Source organism: Nocardioides deserti, assembly GCF_014266025.1.
Lineage (GTDB): Bacteria > Actinomycetota > Actinomycetes > Propionibacteriales > Nocardioidaceae > Nocardioides > Nocardioides deserti.
This window is the reverse complement of the sequence record NZ_JACMYC010000009.1, coordinates 46,970-62,298: the sequence shown is the minus strand read 5'-3', so window position 1 is coordinate 62,298 and position 15,329 is coordinate 46,970. Positions and strand designations below refer to the sequence as shown.

General features: G+C 73.8%; 15 protein-coding genes. 7 read left to right on the top strand and 8 right to left on the bottom strand.

All coding sequences use genetic code 11. From position 1 onward, the window contains the following. Positions 1-129: 129 nt before the first annotated feature. Genes H7344_RS15250 through H7344_RS15240 form a run of 3 tightly spaced genes read right to left on the bottom strand, consistent with a single transcriptional unit; the run spans position 130 to position 2,234 of the window. The gene (locus tag H7344_RS15250) at positions 130-915 is read right to left on the bottom strand and encodes a dioxygenase family protein (RefSeq protein WP_229707124.1); all 786 of its coding nucleotides are present in this window, start codon (positions 913-915) and stop codon (positions 130-132) included. A gap of 29 nt (positions 916-944) precedes the next feature. Further along, on the bottom strand, positions 945-1,637 hold the full coding sequence (locus H7344_RS15245) for a uracil-DNA glycosylase (RefSeq protein WP_186346860.1): 693 nt from the start codon (positions 1,635-1,637) through the stop codon (positions 945-947). A gap of 48 nt (positions 1,638-1,685) precedes the next feature. Beyond that, complete coding sequence (locus H7344_RS15240) at positions 1,686-2,234, bottom strand: PaaI family thioesterase (protein WP_373286521.1); 549 nt, start codon at positions 2,232-2,234, stop codon at positions 1,686-1,688. Here H7344_RS15240 and H7344_RS15235 point away from each other — a divergent pair. Further along, positions 2,225-2,710 carry a winged helix-turn-helix transcriptional regulator gene (locus H7344_RS15235; protein ID WP_229707123.1) on the top strand — a complete coding sequence of 162 codons (486 nt, stop codon included), beginning with the start codon at positions 2,225-2,227 and terminating at the stop codon, positions 2,708-2,710. The two genes, H7344_RS15240 and H7344_RS15235, sit on opposite strands and share 10 nt — an antisense overlap. 117 nt (positions 2,711-2,827) lie before the next feature. On the opposite strand, the gene H7344_RS15230 is transcribed toward H7344_RS15235, so the two are convergent. The 3 genes from H7344_RS15230 to H7344_RS15220 form a co-directional block, all read right to left on the bottom strand. Next, positions 2,828-4,282: a pyridoxal phosphate-dependent decarboxylase family protein gene (locus H7344_RS15230; protein WP_186346858.1), complete on the bottom strand. Its 1,455-nt coding sequence runs from the start codon at positions 4,280-4,282 to the stop codon at positions 2,828-2,830. Continuing rightward, entirely contained in the window at positions 4,279-5,505 is a 1,227-nt protein-coding gene (locus H7344_RS15225; protein ID WP_229707122.1) for an MFS transporter, read from the bottom strand. Before H7344_RS15225 ends, H7344_RS15230 begins: the two co-directional genes overlap by 4 nt. Before the next feature lie 138 nt (positions 5,506-5,643). Continuing rightward, positions 5,644-6,912 (bottom strand): alpha/beta fold hydrolase, encoded by a 1,269-nt coding sequence (locus H7344_RS15220; RefSeq protein ID WP_186346856.1) that lies wholly within the window; start codon positions 6,910-6,912, stop codon positions 5,644-5,646. A gap of 40 nt (positions 6,913-6,952) precedes the next feature. Between H7344_RS15220 and H7344_RS15215 the strand changes: the two genes are divergently transcribed. Then, on the top strand, positions 6,953-8,509 hold the full coding sequence (locus tag H7344_RS15215; protein ID WP_186346855.1) for an FMN-binding glutamate synthase family protein: 1,557 nt from the start codon (positions 6,953-6,955) through the stop codon (positions 8,507-8,509). A gap of 116 nt (positions 8,510-8,625) precedes the next feature. On the opposite strand, the gene H7344_RS15210 is transcribed toward H7344_RS15215, so the two are convergent. After that, positions 8,626-10,062, bottom strand: coding sequence for an alpha,alpha-trehalose-phosphate synthase (UDP-forming) (locus H7344_RS15210; protein WP_186346854.1), 1,437 nt, complete (start codon positions 10,060-10,062; stop codon positions 8,626-8,628). Positions 10,063-10,218: 156 nt separating this feature from the next. Between H7344_RS15210 and H7344_RS15205 the strand changes: the two genes are divergently transcribed. Then, entirely contained in the window at positions 10,219-11,514 is a 1,296-nt protein-coding gene (locus H7344_RS15205) for a sensor histidine kinase (RefSeq protein ID WP_186346853.1), read from the top strand. Positions 11,515-11,557: 43 nt separating this feature from the next. After that, positions 11,558-12,205 carry a response regulator gene (locus tag H7344_RS15200; protein ID WP_186346852.1) on the top strand — a complete coding sequence of 216 codons (648 nt, stop codon included), beginning with the start codon at positions 11,558-11,560 and terminating at the stop codon, positions 12,203-12,205. A gap of 15 nt (positions 12,206-12,220) precedes the next feature. Here H7344_RS15200 and H7344_RS15195 read toward each other — a convergent pair whose 3' ends face one another. Then, entirely contained in the window at positions 12,221-13,252 is a 1,032-nt protein-coding gene (locus H7344_RS15195; RefSeq protein WP_186346851.1) for a Gfo/Idh/MocA family protein, read from the bottom strand. A gap of 120 nt (positions 13,253-13,372) precedes the next feature. Here H7344_RS15195 and H7344_RS15190 point away from each other — a divergent pair, with 120 nt between their 5' ends. From H7344_RS15190 to otsB, 3 genes are all read left to right on the top strand, one after another. Next, positions 13,373-13,669 carry a DUF3263 domain-containing protein gene (locus H7344_RS15190; RefSeq protein ID WP_166192651.1) on the top strand — a complete coding sequence of 99 codons (297 nt, stop codon included), beginning with the start codon at positions 13,373-13,375 and terminating at the stop codon, positions 13,667-13,669. 5 nt (positions 13,670-13,674) lie between these two features. After that, entirely contained in the window at positions 13,675-14,187 is a 513-nt protein-coding gene (locus tag H7344_RS15185; protein ID WP_229707121.1) for a LytR C-terminal domain-containing protein, read from the top strand. An 86-nt stretch (positions 14,188-14,273) separates the two neighbouring features. Next, on the top strand, positions 14,274-15,113 hold the full coding sequence (gene otsB, locus H7344_RS15180) for a trehalose-phosphatase (protein ID WP_186346850.1): 840 nt from the start codon (positions 14,274-14,276) through the stop codon (positions 15,111-15,113). The last annotated feature ends 216 nt before the right edge of the window (positions 15,114-15,329 follow it).

The window sequence follows — 15,329 nt, the reverse complement described above, 5'->3', positions numbered from 1 at the left end:
CGCTGGCGAGTTGCAGTCGCAGGGGGTGCGAGGAACCCAAGTTGACTTGGGATGCTCGCACTTCCCTGCCATCGCGATAGCCGAGAAGCGTCGGCATCCCAAGTGAACCTGGGATGCTGACGACCGCGCTCAGGCCATCTGCAGCGACCGCTTCGACAGCCCCATCCAGAACCCGTCGATGACCTGGAGGCCGGGTTCGTCGGGGGTGGTTGCGGCGCCGAGGGTGACGAAGAGCGGCGTGTAGTGCTCGACGGTGGGGTGGGCGTACGGCATGCCGGGCGCCTTGGAGCGGTACGCCGCGAGCGTGTCGACGTCGCCGCGGGCGAGGGCCTCGCCGGCCCAGGCGTCGAACTCCGAGGACCAGCCGGGGGCCGCGGCCTCGATGCGCCAGTCGGTGAGGAACGGCAGGCCGTGGGTGAGGAAGCCGGAGCCGATGATCAGCACGCCCTCGTCGCGCAGCGGACGCAGCCGCTCGCCAAGCGCCATGAGGCGGACCGGGTCGTGGGTGGGCAGCGACATCTGCAGGACGGGGATGTCGGCGTCGGGGTACATGATCGTCAGCGGCACCCACGCGCCGTGGTCGAGCCCGCGCGAGGTGTGCTGGTGGACCGGCTCGCCGGCCGGCATCATCGCTGCGACGCGAGCGGCGAGCGCGGTGGCGTCGGGGGTCTCGTAGGTCATCCGGAAGTACTTCGGGTCGAAGCCGCCGAAGTCGTAGACGAGCGGCGCGTGGCTCGCCGAGAGCGAGACCGGCGCCGACTCCCAGTGGGCGCTGACGATGAGGATCGCCGTCGGCCGGGGCAGGTCGGCGGCCCAGGCGGCCAGCTGGCCCGACCAGGTCGGGTCGTCGAGGAGCGGGGGAGCGCCGTGGCCGAGGTAGAGGGTGGGCATCCGGTCGGCGGGCGGCGTCGTCATCGCGTCTCCAAGTGGTTGATAGTTCAACCTTAGCCGGTCGGGAGCCGCCAGTCCACCCCGGGGGCGCCCTGCCGGGCGAGGAGGTCGTTGACCCGGCTGAACGGCCGCGAGCCGAAGAACCCCCGGTGCGCGGAGAGGGGCGAGGGGTGCACCGACGCGACGTACGGCGTCCGGCCGAGCATCGGCACGAGGCCCTGCGCGTCGCGGCCCCACAGGACCGCCGCGAGCGGCCCGCCCCGCGCGACGAGCGCCTCGATCGCGCAGGCGGTCACCTCCTCCCAGCCCTTGCCGCGGTGGGCGGCCGAGGCGCCGGGCTGCACGGTGAGCACCCGGTTGAGCAGCATCACGCCGGCGTCGGTCCACGCGGTGAGGTCGCCGTGCTCGGGTGTCTCGATCCCGAGGTCGCTGCGCAGCTCGGTGTAGATGTTCGTCAGCGACCGCGGCACCGGCCGCACATGGGCGTCGACCGCGAAGCTGAGCCCGATCGGGTGGCCCGGCGTGGGGTAGGGGTCCTGGCCGACGACGAGCACGCGGACGTCGGCGAGGGGTCGGCGGAACGCGGCGAAGACCCGGTCGCCGGCCGGCAGGTAGCCGCGCCCTGCGGCGATCTCGGCCCGCAGGAAGCGACCCATCTCCGCGATCCGGTCGTCGACCGGGGCCAGCGCCGCCGCCCAGTCCGGTGCCACGAGTCCCTGGTCGACGAGTCCGGCGAGCGCGCTCACGGGCGCGACCGTAGCGGCCCGCCGATCGATCCGCTCAGGCCGATCCGCTCAGGCGAAGATCATGCAGCTGGAGGTCGCGTGCGCGACCAGGCGGTCGCGGGCGTCGAAGAGCTGCGCCTCGGCGAGCGCCGTACGTCGTCCGCGGTGCACGACCCTGCCGACCGCGCGCAGCCGGCCGGACTCGACGGTCGCGGGCCGGAGGAACTTCACGGTCAGGTCGAGCGAGGTGTAGCCCTCACCGGCGGTCAGCGTGGAGTGGACCGAGCAGCCGGCGGCGGTGTCGAGCATCGTGGAGATGACGCCGCCGTGGACCGTGCCGAGCGGGTTGTAGTGCCGGTGCTCGGGCTCGAGCGCCACCGAGATCGAGCCGGGCTCGCCGTCGAAGTCGACCATGCCGAGCGTCTCGGCGATCGGGGCGGGTGGGAACAGGCCGTCGCGCATCGCCATGAGCAGCTCGAAGCCGGACATCGACGCCGGGTCGAGCGGGGACTTGGCGGCGGCGGTCTCCTGGGTCTCGGTCATGGACCCAGCCTGGCGCCCCGCCGCTCGGTCTGTCAACGAGACCCAGCCCGGCTTAGGCTGTGCTCGTGACCACACCGCCGTCCGCGCTCGCGTGGTCGACCGAGAACTGCACGGTCGGCCGGGCGATGGCCGTGCTCGGCGAGCGGTGGACCTTCGTGGTGCTGCGCGAGGTCTTCAACGGCGTGCGCCGGTTCGACGACATCCGCCGCCACAGCGGCATCCCGCGCCAGGTGCTGAGCAACCGGCTGGCGCTGCTGGTCGAGCAGGACGTGCTGCGCAAGGTGCCCTACCGCCCCGAGGGCGAGCGCGAGCGGCACGAGTACCGCCTCACGGACAAGGGGTTCGACCTCTACCCGGTGCTGGTCGCCGTCGCCGACTGGGGCGACCGCTACCTCGCCGACCCCGAGGGCGCGCCGGTCGAGGTCGCGCACCGCGACTGCGGCGGCGCGCTCCACGCCGAGCTGGTCTGCGAGCACGGGCACCGGGTCGCCGACCTGCGCGACGCCGTCCCGCGGCCCGGGCCCGGCGCCAAGCGGGCCCACGCGGGCTGAGGCACCGCCAGGGATCAGGCGGGGGTCGTGTGCCTGGGCACGCGCGCCGCCGCGTCGTCGGGCACACGACCCGCGGACGGCGACCCGGATGACGACCCGGACGGCGACCCGGAGGGGTCAGGCGGGGGTCGGCCGGCTGAGCCGGTCGAGGAAGGTGAGGAGCAGGGCCTCCCGCATGGCGGGGGAGGCGAGGTCGAGCATGGCGTTGACCTCGGCCATCCGGTCGGGGAGGGCCAGCTCACCGTCGGCGCCCTCGCCGACGAGGCCGGAGGCGGCGAGGAGGCCGTCGAAGTCCTCGTCCGTGAGCGCGGCCGGGTCGAGGGAGCGGATGTAGTCGGCGACGCCCTCGTCGACGGCGACCGGGCCGGCGGCCAGGGCGGCGGCGACGGACTCGCGCAGGGCGACCAGGAAGTCGTCCACGCCGCCGAGGGTCGCGGCGCTCACCGAGAGATGGATGGTCGGGGGCTGGTCGCCGTAGGACATCTGCGGCTGGACGTACCACCCGCGTGCGGTCATCTCGTCGCAGACCGTGAACGCGTCGCAGGTGCCGTCGGTGGCGAGGGCGACGAGGGTGGAGTCGGGCGCCGCGACCAGGCGCAGCCCGGCGATGTCGGCGGTGCCTGCCACGATCCGGTCCACGGCCTCGAGGACGTCGGCCGTCAGCCGCTCGTAGCCGTCGTCGCCGAGGGTTCGCACGACCGCCCAGGCGCCCGCGGTGGGGCCGCCCGAGCGGGTGGACTGCATCGTCGGGTTGAGCATCGTGTAGCCCGGCCAGGCAGCGGAGGCGAACAGCTGGGGACGACGCAGCGCCGGGGTCCGGTGCAGCAGGAGGGAGGTGCCCTTGGGGGCGTAGGCGTACTTGTGCAGGTCGACGCTGATGGACGTCACGCCTTCGACGGCGAAGGTCCACGTCGGCACGTCGCGGCCCAGTCGCGCGGCGTACGGCAGGACCCACCCGCCGATGCAGGCGTCGACGTGGCAGCGGATGCCCCGCGCGCTCGCGAGCGCCGCGAGCTCGGTGACGGGGTCGACGACACCGTGGGCGTACGACGGCGCGCTGGCGACGACGAGCACGGTGCTGTCGTCGATCGCGGCCTCGGTGGCGGCGACGTCGGCGCGGAAGTCCGGGCCGACCGGGACCATGCGAGCCTCGACGCCGAAGTAGTGCGCGGCCTTGTGGAAGGCGGCGTGCGCGGTGGCCGGGATGACCATGTTCGGCCGGACGACCTGCGGGCTGCCGTCGCGGGCGGTCTGCACGGCGAGCAGCACCGACTCGGTGCCGCCGGAGGTGACGGTGCCGACGACGGTGCCCGGCGCGTCGAGCAGGCGGGCGGCGAAGGCGACCAGGTCGTTCGCCATCCGCAGCAGGCTGGGGAACGCGGTCGGGTCGAGCCCGTTGGAGCCGGCGTACGCCGCGACGGCCTCCCGGCCGACGCGGTCGACCTCGGCGAGCCCGGAGTCGTAGACGTAGGCGAGCGTGCGGCCGCCGTGGACCGGCAGGTCCGCGCCCTGGCGCGCGTGCAGCTCGGCCAGGACGTCCTGCGCGCTGGTCGGGCGGGCGGTGGTGGTCATGCGTCGACCTCTTCGGCGTCGAGGGTGTAGCGGGCGAGCCACCACAGGCTCACCAGCACGAGCAGGGCAGGGAGGAGGGAGAAGCCGAGCACGATCGCAGTCACGGCCGAGCCGGGCTGCGCCGCGGCGCCGTCGGTCGAGGACTGGTAGTCGCCGAGTGCGAGCACGAGCGCGAAGACGGCCGGGCCGAGCGCGAGGCCGAGGGTCTCGCCGGCGGTCCACACACCGGTGTAGACGCCGGCGCGGCCGCTCCCGGTCCGGCGGGCGTCGACGGCCGCCGCGTCGGGCAGCATCGCCATCGGGAAGACCTGGCAGCCGGCGTACCCGACGCCGGCGAGGCCGACCGCGGCGAAGACCACGGCGGCCGGCGCGACGTCCGCGAACGCCGCGAGGGCGGCGCCGACGGCGAGGAACAGCGAGGACGCGAGGTACCCGCGCTTCTTGCCGATCCGTTGCCCCAGCGCGGACCAGGCCGGCGTGAGCAGCAGCGCCGGGCCGACGAAGCACAGGAACAGCACGGTCGCCGCGCCGGTGCTGTCGAGGACGTCCTCGGCGAGGTAGTCGACGCCCGCGAGCATGGCGCCGGTGGCCAGCGCCTGGACCACGAAGGTGGTGAGCAGCAGCCGGAAGTCGCGGGCAGTCGCCACGATCCGCAGCTGGTCGCGCAGGCTCCCCGCGCCCGGCTGGACCGAGCCGACCGGAGCACGGCGCGTGCCGACGTACGACGACACGACACCGATCAGGATGATCAGCGCCATCACCACGCCCATGACGCGGTAGCCGTCGCGGCCACCGACCGCGTCGCGGATGAGCGGCGCGGTGCCGCCGGCGACGAGGATCGTGAGCGCCAGGATCGCGACGCGCCAGGTCATCAGCCGGGTGCGCTCGTCGTACGACGTCGTCATCTCGGCGGGCATGGCGACGTAGGGGACCTGGAAGAACGCGTAGGCCGACGCGCAGCCCAGGAAGCACACGAGCACCCACGCGGCCTCGAGGCCGGTGGCCATCGACGGCGCGGCGAAGATCAGCGCGAAGCTGGCCGCGAGCACCAGCCCGGCGCGGAGCAGGAACGGCCGACGCGGACCACGGGGGTCGGTGCTGCGGTCGCTGATCCGCCCGGCGATCGGGTTGAGGACGACGTCCCACGCCTTCGGCAGGAACACGATGACACCGGCCAGCACCGCGGCGATGCCGAGCGAGTCGGTGAGGAACGGCAGCAGCATGAGGCCCGGCACCGTGCCGAAGGCGCCGGTCGCGACCGAGCCCGAGCCGTAGCCATGCGTACGCCGCGGGGCAGCGCGCCCGCCTCCACGGGGCCGTCGCCCGCGGTCGCGCCGCGGGCCGTCTCCTGCGTCGCCACCTCAGCGCGCCAACGAGCGGGAGCCGCCGGAGCCGTAGCGCCGGTCCGGGTTCGTGCCGATCGCGTCCGGGCCGGTCGCCGCCTTCTTCGTCGCCTTCTTCGTTGCCGTCTTCCTGGGCGCAGCCTTCTTGGCCGGCTTCTTCGCGGCCTTTCCCGCTGTCTTCTTCGCTGCCTTCTTTGCAGGCTCGGCGGCCGGGTGGTCCGACCACTGCTCGAGCCACTCGTCCAGCACCTCCCAGGTGGTGCCGCGGGCCTGCCGGCCGGTGAGCATGCCGAGGTGGCCGCCCGGCACGATCTCGAACCGCACCTCCGCGGCCGACCCGAGGTGGGGCAGCAGCGCCCGGACCGCGCCGACCGGGGCGATCCCGTCGTTGGCGCCGGCGAAGACGAGCACCGGCGCGGTGATCGAGTCGAGGGTGATCGTCCGGTCGCCGAGCACCACCTCGCCGGTGTTGAGCACGTTGCCCTTGACGAAGCGGTGGTAGAGCTGGCCGAAGGTCCGGCCGGGGTAGGCGGTCATGTTCGCGGTGAACCGGTCGACGGCCTCGAGCTGGGCGAGGAAGTCGGCGTCGTCGAGGTGCGTGGCGACGGCCAGCGGCTTGGTGACGAGCTTCTGGAACGAGCTGAGCTGGAAGGCCCACCGCACCAGCGGCGTCGGCGCGCCGCCCATCAGCTGGTAGGCGCGGGTGATCGCGCCGCGGCCGTCGGTCGGGTTCAGGTTGAGCAGCGGCCGCAGCGGCGCGACCAGCGGCACCTGCGCGACGTCGAACGGCGTGCCGAGGGCGGTCACCGACGCGATCGGGAGGTCCGGGTCGGCGGCAGCGGTGAGCAGCGTGAAGATCCCGCCCAGCGACCAGCCCACCACGTGCACGGGCCGGCCGCCGGCGTGCGCGGACACCTCGCGGATCGCCGCCGGCACGACGTCCTCGACCCAGTGCTCCATGCCGAGCGAGCGGTCGCGGAAGGAGATCTGGCCGTACTCCACGAGGTACGTCGGCCGGCCGCCCGCCAGCAGGTGCTCGACCAGCGAGCAGCCGCGCCGCAGGTCGAAGCAGATCGCGGGCGCGGCCAGCGGGGTCACCAGCAGCACCGGGTCGCCCTGCTCGCCGACGCCCGGCTGCGGCCGGTAGTGGTACAGCGCGCGCATGTGGCCCTCGTCGACGAGCGTGCGCGGCATCGGGCGGAGGTCCGCCAGCCCGCCGTACAGCAGCTTGTGCGCCACGTTGCCGGCCGCCGAGACGACCTGGTCGGGCTTGGGGACGAGGTCCATGGGCGGCAACGTACCCGCCGATCCGGGTACCGAACAGGACATGAGCTGGACCAAGATCGCCGCCACCGGTGCCGCCGCCCTCGCCGCGGTCGCGGCCCACGACGTCACGCAGCGCAGGCACGCCATCCTGCGCAACTTCCCGGTGGTCGGGCACCTGCGCTTCACGCTGGAGAAGTTCGGGCCCGAGCTGCGGCAGTACATCGTGACCTCGAACGACGAGGAGCGGCCGTTCTCCCGCGACCAGCGGCGCTGGGTCTACGCCTCGTCCAAGGGTCAGAACACCTACTTCGGCTTCGGCACCGACAACGACGTCGAGAACAGCAGCGGCTACCCGGTCATCAAGCACCGCACGTTCGCCGGCCCCGGTGCCGCGACCGCGCCGCACGCCGAGGAGAACGTCCGGCTGCCGATGGGCAAGGTGCTCGGCGGGCCGCGCGGACGCGCGAAGGCGTTCCGTCCGGGGTCGGTCGTCAACATCTCGGGGATGAGCTTCGGCTCGCTGTCGGGCAACGCCATCGAGGCGCTCAACCGCGGCGCGGCCCTGGCCGGCTGCCTGCAGAACACCGGCGAGGGCGGGATCTCGCCGGCCCACCGCCACGGCGGCGAACTCACCTTCCAGCTGGGGACGGCGTACTTCGGTTGCCGCGACGCGCAGGGCCGCTTCGACCTTGCCCGGCTCAAGGACCTCGTCGCCTCCTCGCCGGTCCGCGCGCTGGAGATCAAGCTGTCGCAGGGCGCCAAGCCGGGCCTGGGCGGGATGCTGCCCGGCGCGAAGGTGACCGAGGAGATCGCGGAGATCCGCGGCATCCCCGTCGGGCAGGACTGCGCGTCGCCGAGCCGGCACACAGCCTTCGACGACACCGACTCGATGCTCGACTTCGTGGAGCTGCTCGCCGCCGAGACGGGGCTGCCGGTCGGGATCAAGTCCGCCGTCGGCGACCTGACGTTCTGGGACGAGCTGGTGACGCTGATGTCCGCCCGTGACCGCGGCGTCGACTTCGTCAACATCGACGGCGGCGAGGGCGGGACGGGCGCGGCGCCGCTGGTGTTCGCCGACTCGGTGGCCTACCCGTTCCGGATCGCGTTCACCGAGGTCTACAAGCGCTTCGCCCGGGCCGGGCTGCACGACGAGGTCGCGTTCCTCGGCGCCGGCAAGCTGGGGCTGACCGAGAACGCCACCGTCGCGCTGGCGCTCGGCCTCGACGGCATCAACGTCGGCCGCGAGGCGATGCTCGCCGTCGGCTGCATCCAGGCGCAGAAGTGCCACGCGGACACCTGCCCGACCGGCGTCGCGACCCAGGACCCGTGGCTGGCCCGCGGGCTCGACCCGGCGCTGAAGTCGGTGCGCGCGGCGACGTACGTCAGGTCGCTGCGGCGCGACCTGCTCAAGGTCGCCGAGGCCGTCGGCGTGGTCCACCCCGCGCTCATGGGACCCGACGACGTCGACCTCGTCGACGGCACCCGCTCGGCCACGACGCTGCGGGAGACCTACGGCTACGAGCCCGGCTGGGGCCTGCCCGGCCCCGAGCTGGCCGCCACGGTCGAGGACCTGATGCTCGGCCGGCTCCCCGCCGACCCGCACCCGGCCCAAGCCTGACTCGACCGGCGGTCCGGCCGCACATATCGGGGGAGTCCTGCACTTGTCGGGGCAGATCTGCCCCGATATGTGCAGGAGTCACCGGTTAACCGGTGACCCCTGCAGCCGTCCGGCCCCTAGGACCGCTTCGCCGGCCGGACCGCCTTGCCGTGCGAGCCGGGGACCTCGGCGAGGTCGTTCATGAAGGCGTCCGCCCAGGCGGCGACGTCGTGCTGGGTGACGGTCTTGCGCATGGCCTTCATCCGGCGACGGGTCTCCTTGTCGTCGGCGCGGTAGGCCTCGAGCAGGGCGGACTTCATGCCGTTGATGTCGTAGGGGTTGACCAGCCACGCCTGCCGCAGCTCGTCGGCCGCGCCGGCGAACTCCGAGAGCACCAGCGCGCCGGTGTCCTCGAAGCGGCACGCGACGTACTCCTTCGCGACGAGGTTCATGCCGTCGCGGTACGGCGTCACCACCATCACGTCGGCGGCGCGGTAGAGCGCGGCCATCTCCTCGCGCGGGTAGGACGAGTGCAGGTAGCTGATCGCCGGGCGGCCGATGCGGCCGAGGTCGCCGTTGATCCGGCCGACGAGGCGGTCGATCTCGTCGCGGAGGATGCGGTACTGCTCGACCTGCTCGCGCGAGGGCACCGCGACCTGGACGAACACCGCGTCCTCGACGTCGAGGTGGCCGTCGGCGATGAGCTCGCTGAACGCGCGCAGCCGGGCGTAGATGCCCTTGGTGTAGTCGAGCCGGTCGATGCCGAGGAACACCTTGCGCGGGTTGCCGAGCGCGGTGCGGATCTCCTCCGCGCGCCGCGCGACCGGCTCGGAGCGCGCCATCGACTCGAAGCCGGCGGCGTCGATCGAAATAGGGAACGGCGCCGCGCGGACCGTGCGGCCGTCGGGCAGGTAGACGAGGTCGCGGTGGGTCTTGTGGCCGACGCGCTGGCGGACGAGGCGCACGAAGTTCTGCGCGCCGCCGGGCAGCTGGAAGCCGATCATGTCCGCGCCCAGCAGGCCCTCGAGCAGCTGGCGGCGCCACGGCAGCTGCTGGAACAGCTCGGCCGGCGGGAACGGGATGTGCAGGTAGAAGCCGATGCGCAGGTCCGGCCGCAGCTCGCGCAGCATCTGCGGGACCAGCTGCATCTGGTAGTCGTGCACCCACACCGTGGCGCCCTCGGAGGCCAGCTCGGCCGCCTTCTCGGCGAAGCGCCGGTTGACGCCGACGTAGGCGTCCCACCACTCCCGGTGGAACTCCGGCTTGGCGACGAGGTCGTGGTAGAGCGGCCACAGCGTGCCGTTGGAGAAGCCCTCGTAGTGGCCCTCGATCTCGGCCTGGGTCATCGACATCGGCACGAGCTTCATGCCGTCGGCCTCGAACGGCTCGAGGCCGGCGTCGGTGCCGCCCGGCCAGCCGATCCACGTGCCGTCGTTCGCCCGCATCACCGGTTCGATGGCGGTCACCAGGCCGCCCGGGGAGGTCCGCCAGCCCGGCGTCCCGTCCGGCTGCTCCACCCGGTCCACCGGCAGTCGATTGGCCACGATCACGAGGTCGGCAGACACGGTGCTCACCCTAGGGGAGTGCCCCACACGCAGCCGTCGCACTCGCAGGTCGGTGGCGACAGGTCGGCGGTCGGTGAGGTGGCGGGAGGGTGTCGGGCTGGCCCCACCCCGGTCGTCGTGCTGGCAGGATCGTGCGCGCCCGCTCGGCCCACCAGGCTCGGAGCCATGACCACCACCGTTGCGATGACCCCCACCGACACCGCCCGCGCTCCGTCGCTGGCGCGCCGCGCGCTGCTGGACAGCGGCTACGCGCTGAGCGCCTTCGTCCTGGCCCTGCCGGCGTTCGTGCTCGCGGTCGTGCTGCTCAGCGTCGGCGCGGCCCTGAGCGTCGTCGTGTACGGCGTGCTGGTGCTGTCGCTGGCCGCGATGGTGGCCCGCGGGTTCGCCCGCCTCGAGCGGCACCGCCTGCGCACGATGCTCGGCCGCGACGCCCCCACCCCGTCGTACGCCTGCCCGCGCGAGGGCGACGGCCTGCTGCGCCGGACGATCACCCCGCTGCGCGACCCGCAGTCCTGGCTCGACCTGACCTGGAGCGTCGTCGGCCTGGCCACCGGCACCGTCGCGTTCGCGGTGACGGTGACCTGGTGGGCGGCGGTGCTCAACGGGGCGACCTACTGGTTCTGGCAGCAGTGGCTCCCCGACGGCCCCGACAGCCGCGGGCTGGCCGAGCTGCTCGGCCTCGGCTCCGGCGCGGCGGCCGAGTCGCTGCTCAACGCCGTCCTCGGCGCCGTCGCCCTGCTGACCCTGCCGGCCGCGGTGCGCGTCGCCGCCGGGCTGCACGCGAGCCTCGCCTGGGGGCTGCTGAGCAGCCGCGCCGAGCTCCAGCAGGAGGTACGCCGCGTGGAGACCGGCCGCAGCGCGGCGCGCCGCGCGGAGGCGGAGTCCCTGCGGCGGCTCGAGCGCGACATCCACGACGGTCCGCAGCAGCGGATGGTCCGCCTCGGCATGGACCTCGGCCGGGCGCGCCGCCAGCTCGAGTCGGACCCCACGCGGGCCGCGGTGACGATCGAGGAGGCGCTCGCCCAGGTCGGCGAGACCGTCGGGGAGCTCCGCTCGCTCTCCCGCGGGATCGCCCCGCCGCTGCTCGTCGACCGCGGCCTCCGGGTCGCCCTGGAGGACCTCGCCGCCCGCAGCGCGGTGCCGGTCGACGCCGACCTCGACGTGCCGGACGGCCTGCCGCCGCACGTCGAGACCGCGACGTACTTCGTCGTCAGCGAGGCGCTCACCAACGTCGCCAAGCACAGCGGCGCGACGTCGGCCCGGCTGCGGGTCCGGGACACCGGCGACGCGCTGCTGGTCCGCGTCGAGGACGACGGTGTCGGCGGCGCGCACGAGGCGAAGGGGCACGGCCTGGCCGGACTGGCCCAGCGGTTGCTCGCCGTCGACGGCATGCTCGGGCTGGAGTCGCCGGCCGGCGGCCCGACCGTGGTCTCCGCGACGGTCCCGACGGGTGCGCGGTGAGCCGACGGGTGAGGTCGGCGGTGGAGTCCGTGGTGGGGTCGTCGTGAGGATCGTGGTCGCGGACGACTCGTTCCTGCTGCGCGAGGGGCTGCAGCTGCTGCTCGCCGAGGCCGGCCACGAGGTGGTGGCGTCGGTGGCCGACGGGCCGTCGTTCGTGGCAGCGACGCTGGAGCACCGGCCCGACGTCGGGATCGTCGACGTGCGGATGCCGCCGACCCACACCGACGAGGGGCTGCGCGCGGCGGTCGAGGTGCGCCGGGCGTGGCCGGAGGCGCGGCTGCTGGTGCTCTCCCAGTACGTCGAGGTCGCCTACGCCGAGGACCTGCTCGCGGCCGCCGAGGGCGGGGTCGGCTACCTGCTCAAGGACCGCGTCGCGGACCTCGACGAGCTCGCGTCCGCGCTCGACACGGTCTCCCGCGGCGGCACCGCGCTGGACCCGCAGGTCGTGCGGCGGCTGATGGGCGCCCGCCGCGACCCTCTCGCCGCCCTCACCCCGCGCGAGCACGAGGTGCTGGCGCTGATGGCCGAGGGCCGGTCCAACAGCGCGATCGCCGAGGCCATGGTCGTCACCGGCGGCGCCGTCGAGAAGCACACCCAGCGGATCTTCGCCAAGCTCGGGCTCAGCCCCGACGACGACACCGCCCACCGCCGGGTGGCAGCCGTGGTGCGGTTCCTCCGGTCGGCGCGCTGAGCCGGGGCGCCGGCGTCAGCCGAAGTCCACGCCGACCTGCGCGCGGATCGTGTCCATCTGCCGCATCAGCGTGAGCGTCTGGTCGTGCGGGACCCACGGGCTCTCGCGGAGGCCCGCGCGCAGGCAGCGCCCCACCTCGGCGACCTCGTTGCCGTAGCCGCGCCCGACGACCGGGTCGTCGGCGACGATCTCGACCGGCTGCCGACGCAGGTCGTCGTCGTTGGTGCTGCCGTCGGCGTACGGCGTGAACGTCGCGGTGGTCGGGTGGTGGAAGTCGGGGACGTCGATCCGCCCGAGGTCGGTCGCGATCGCGGCGGCGCGGGAGGACCACGACGTCATCGAGGCGGTCATCGTGGCGAGCGCCCCGCCGGGGTAGCGGCCGCTGACCGCGACGTCGAGGTCGATCCCGCGGTCCGACAGCGCCGCGGTGGCCCTCAGCTGCTCGGCCTCGCCGAGGACGAGGTGGGCGAAGGTCAGCGGGTAGACCCCCATGTCGAGCAGCGCGCTCGCGCCGAGGGACGGGTCGAACATGCGGTCGTCGGGCCCGGCGTCGACCCGGAACCCGAGCTCGGCGTGCAGGTGCCGCGGGGTGCCGAACCGGCCCGAGCGCACCTGGTCGACGACCGCGCGAACGAGCGGGTGGCATGCGGTCCACATGGCCTCCATGAGGAAGCGGTCGTGCTGCCGGGCCAGGCGCACCATCTCCTCGGCGTCGGCGGTGGTGAGCGTCAACGGCTTCTCGCACAGCACGTGCTTGCCGGCCTCGAAGGCCATTCGGGCGTGCTCGAGGTGCAGGGCGTGCGGGCTGGCGACGTACACGACCTCGACGTCGGGGTCCGCGACGAGCGCCTCGTACGACGCGTGCGGCCGGCCGCCGTGCTCGGTCGCGAACGCCTCGGCGGCCTCGCCCCGCCGCGACCCGACGGCGACCAGCTCGGCGTCGGGCACGAGCGCGAGGTCGCGGGCGAAGGTGTGGGCGATCTTGCCGGTGGCGAGGATGCCCCAGCGGGTCGGTGCGGCGGGCTCGTTCGCGGCTGGGTCAGTCACGGCGGAGAGACTCCCACAACACGCCAGGACGGGTCTGGCGAGCCGAATGACACCGGTGTGGTTCGTCGCCTAGAGTGAGGTTCGGACACACATCGGACACCAGCTCCCGGGAGACTGCGCATGGACGCCGCGAACGCCCTCGACGGCCACGAGGCCGGGGCCACGCCGACCCTGAGCGACCGCGACCGAGAGATCCTCGAGTTCGAGCGCCAGTGGTGGAAGTACGCCGGCGCGAAGGAGACCGCGGTCCGCGAGAAGTTCGACATGAGCTCCACCCGCTACTACCAGGTGCTCAACGCGCTCATCGACCGTCCCGAGGCGCTCGAGGCCGACCCGCTGCTGGTCCGCCGGCTGCGTCGGCTGCGGTCGCAGCGCCAGCGCCAGCGCTCAGCCCGCCGCCTCGGCTTCGAGGTCTGAGCGCCGTGGCCGCCCCGCGCACCGCCCGCCACCGCGATCAGCGCGGCGTCGTCTTCCCCTCGCCGGTCGTGATGCTCAGCATCGTCGCGGTCGCCATGGCCGCCATCGCCTTCGTCGCCACCCGCGGCGGCGAGCCGACCGAGCGGGAGATCACCACGATCTCGGTCGAGGAGACCGCGAAGCCCACGCCTACCGCCTCCGCCGAGCCCACCGGCAAGCCGAAGCCGGCCAAGCCGCCGGTGCAGCGCGCCAAGGTCTACGTCGAGGTCTACAACAACTCCGGCATCACCCGGCTCGCCGGCACCGTCGCCGACCAGGCCGGTCAGGCCGGGTGGCAGGTCGTCGGCTCCGACAACTGGGTCGGCACGATCCCGGCCACCACCGTCTACTTCCCGCCGCGCCTCGAGCGCGCCGCGAAGCTGCTCGCCCTCGACCTGGGCATCGAGCGCACCATGCCCGCCGTCGACCCGATGCGGCTCGACCGGCTCACGATCATCCTCACCGGCCCGCTCGACTGACTCTGCCGCTGCGTCCCGGCCGCTCCGTCCCAGCCGGTGAGCCGCCCCACGTGTGACCGGGCCGCCGGTCTGGGAACCTGACGGGCATGGAGTTCACCTCGGCCGAGGGGAAGCAGAAGTACGCCGCGTTCGTGCGCGCCGCGGACCGCGCCGTCATCGGCCTCGACTTCGACGGGACGCTGTCCCCGATCGTCGACGACCCGACCCAGGCACACATCCACCCCGAGGCCGGCGAGGTGCTCGTCGACCTCGCCGGGGTCGTCGCCGCCATCGCGGTCGTCACCGGCCGGCCGGCCCGGCAGGCGCTCGACCTCGGCGGGCTCGAGGCGGTCGGCAACGCGATCGGCGACGCCGGCAAGGAGCTCTACCTCTTCGGGCAGTACGGCAACGAGCGGTGGTCCTCCACCCGCCGCCGGATCGTCTCCCCGCGCCCGCCGCACGGCCTGGCGACGTTCCTCCGCGACCTCCCGCGCGCGCTGCGCCAGGCCGACGCCGCCGACGCCTGGGTCGAGGACAAGGGCCTCGCCCATGCCGTCCACACCCGCCGGCTGCCCGACCCCGCCGGCGCCTTCGAGCGGCTGCTGCCGGTGCTGCGCGACCTCGCCGCCCGCAACGGCCTGGTGCTCGAGCCCGGCCGCAACGTCATCGAGGTCCGCGCCCCCGGCATGGACAAGGGCAAGGCCGTCGACGCGCTCGCCGCCGAGGTCGGCGCGGGCGCCTTCCTCTTCGCCGGCGACGACCTCGGCGACCTCGAGGCCTTCGACGCCGTCAGCGCCCTGGGCAAGGACGGCCTGCCCACCCTGCTCGTCTGCTCCGCCTCCGACGAGGTCAGCGCCCTCGTCGACCGCGCCGACGTCGTCGTCCACGGCCCCGAGGGCGTCCTCGACCTGCTCCGCCGCCTCGCCGCCGACGCCCGCGCCCGGTAGCCCTGCCCCAGGTGCAGAGGCCCAGAAGCGTGGGTGGAAGCCCAGGAGCGCAGGCGTGCCACCAATGGGTGTGACGCCTGACGTTCTGGGCCGATGCGATGCCCCAGAACGTCCTACGTACCACCTATTGGTGGTACGCCTGCACCCCGCCGCTGCCCCGTCTGAGTCCACATCGCGGGACCCGGTTTCACGGACTGGGACGCAGCGACGTACTGT

Bases quoted from the DNA above. Each gene is read 5' to 3' on its own strand.
- H7344_RS15250 (WP_229707124.1), bottom strand. From the start codon at position 915: ATGACGACGCCGCCCGCCGACCGGATGCCCACCCTCTACCTCGGCCAC.
- H7344_RS15230 (WP_186346858.1), bottom strand. From the start codon at position 4,282: ATGACCACCACCGCCCGCCCGACCAGCGCGCAGGACGTCCTGGCCGAG.
- H7344_RS15225 (WP_229707122.1), bottom strand. From the start codon at position 5,505: ATGCTGCTGCCGTTCCTCACCGACTCGCTCGGCATCGCCGCGGTGCTG.
- H7344_RS15220 (WP_186346856.1), bottom strand. From the start codon at position 6,912: ATGGACCTCGTCCCCAAGCCCGACCAGGTCGTCTCGGCGGCCGGCAAC.
- H7344_RS15215 (WP_186346855.1), top strand. From the start codon at position 6,953: ATGAGCTGGACCAAGATCGCCGCCACCGGTGCCGCCGCCCTCGCCGCG.
- H7344_RS15205 (WP_186346853.1), top strand. From the start codon at position 10,219: ATGACCACCACCGTTGCGATGACCCCCACCGACACCGCCCGCGCTCCG.
- H7344_RS15190 (WP_166192651.1), top strand. From the start codon at position 13,373: ATGGACGCCGCGAACGCCCTCGACGGCCACGAGGCCGGGGCCACGCCG.
- otsB (WP_186346850.1), top strand. From the start codon at position 14,274: ATGGAGTTCACCTCGGCCGAGGGGAAGCAGAAGTACGCCGCGTTCGTG.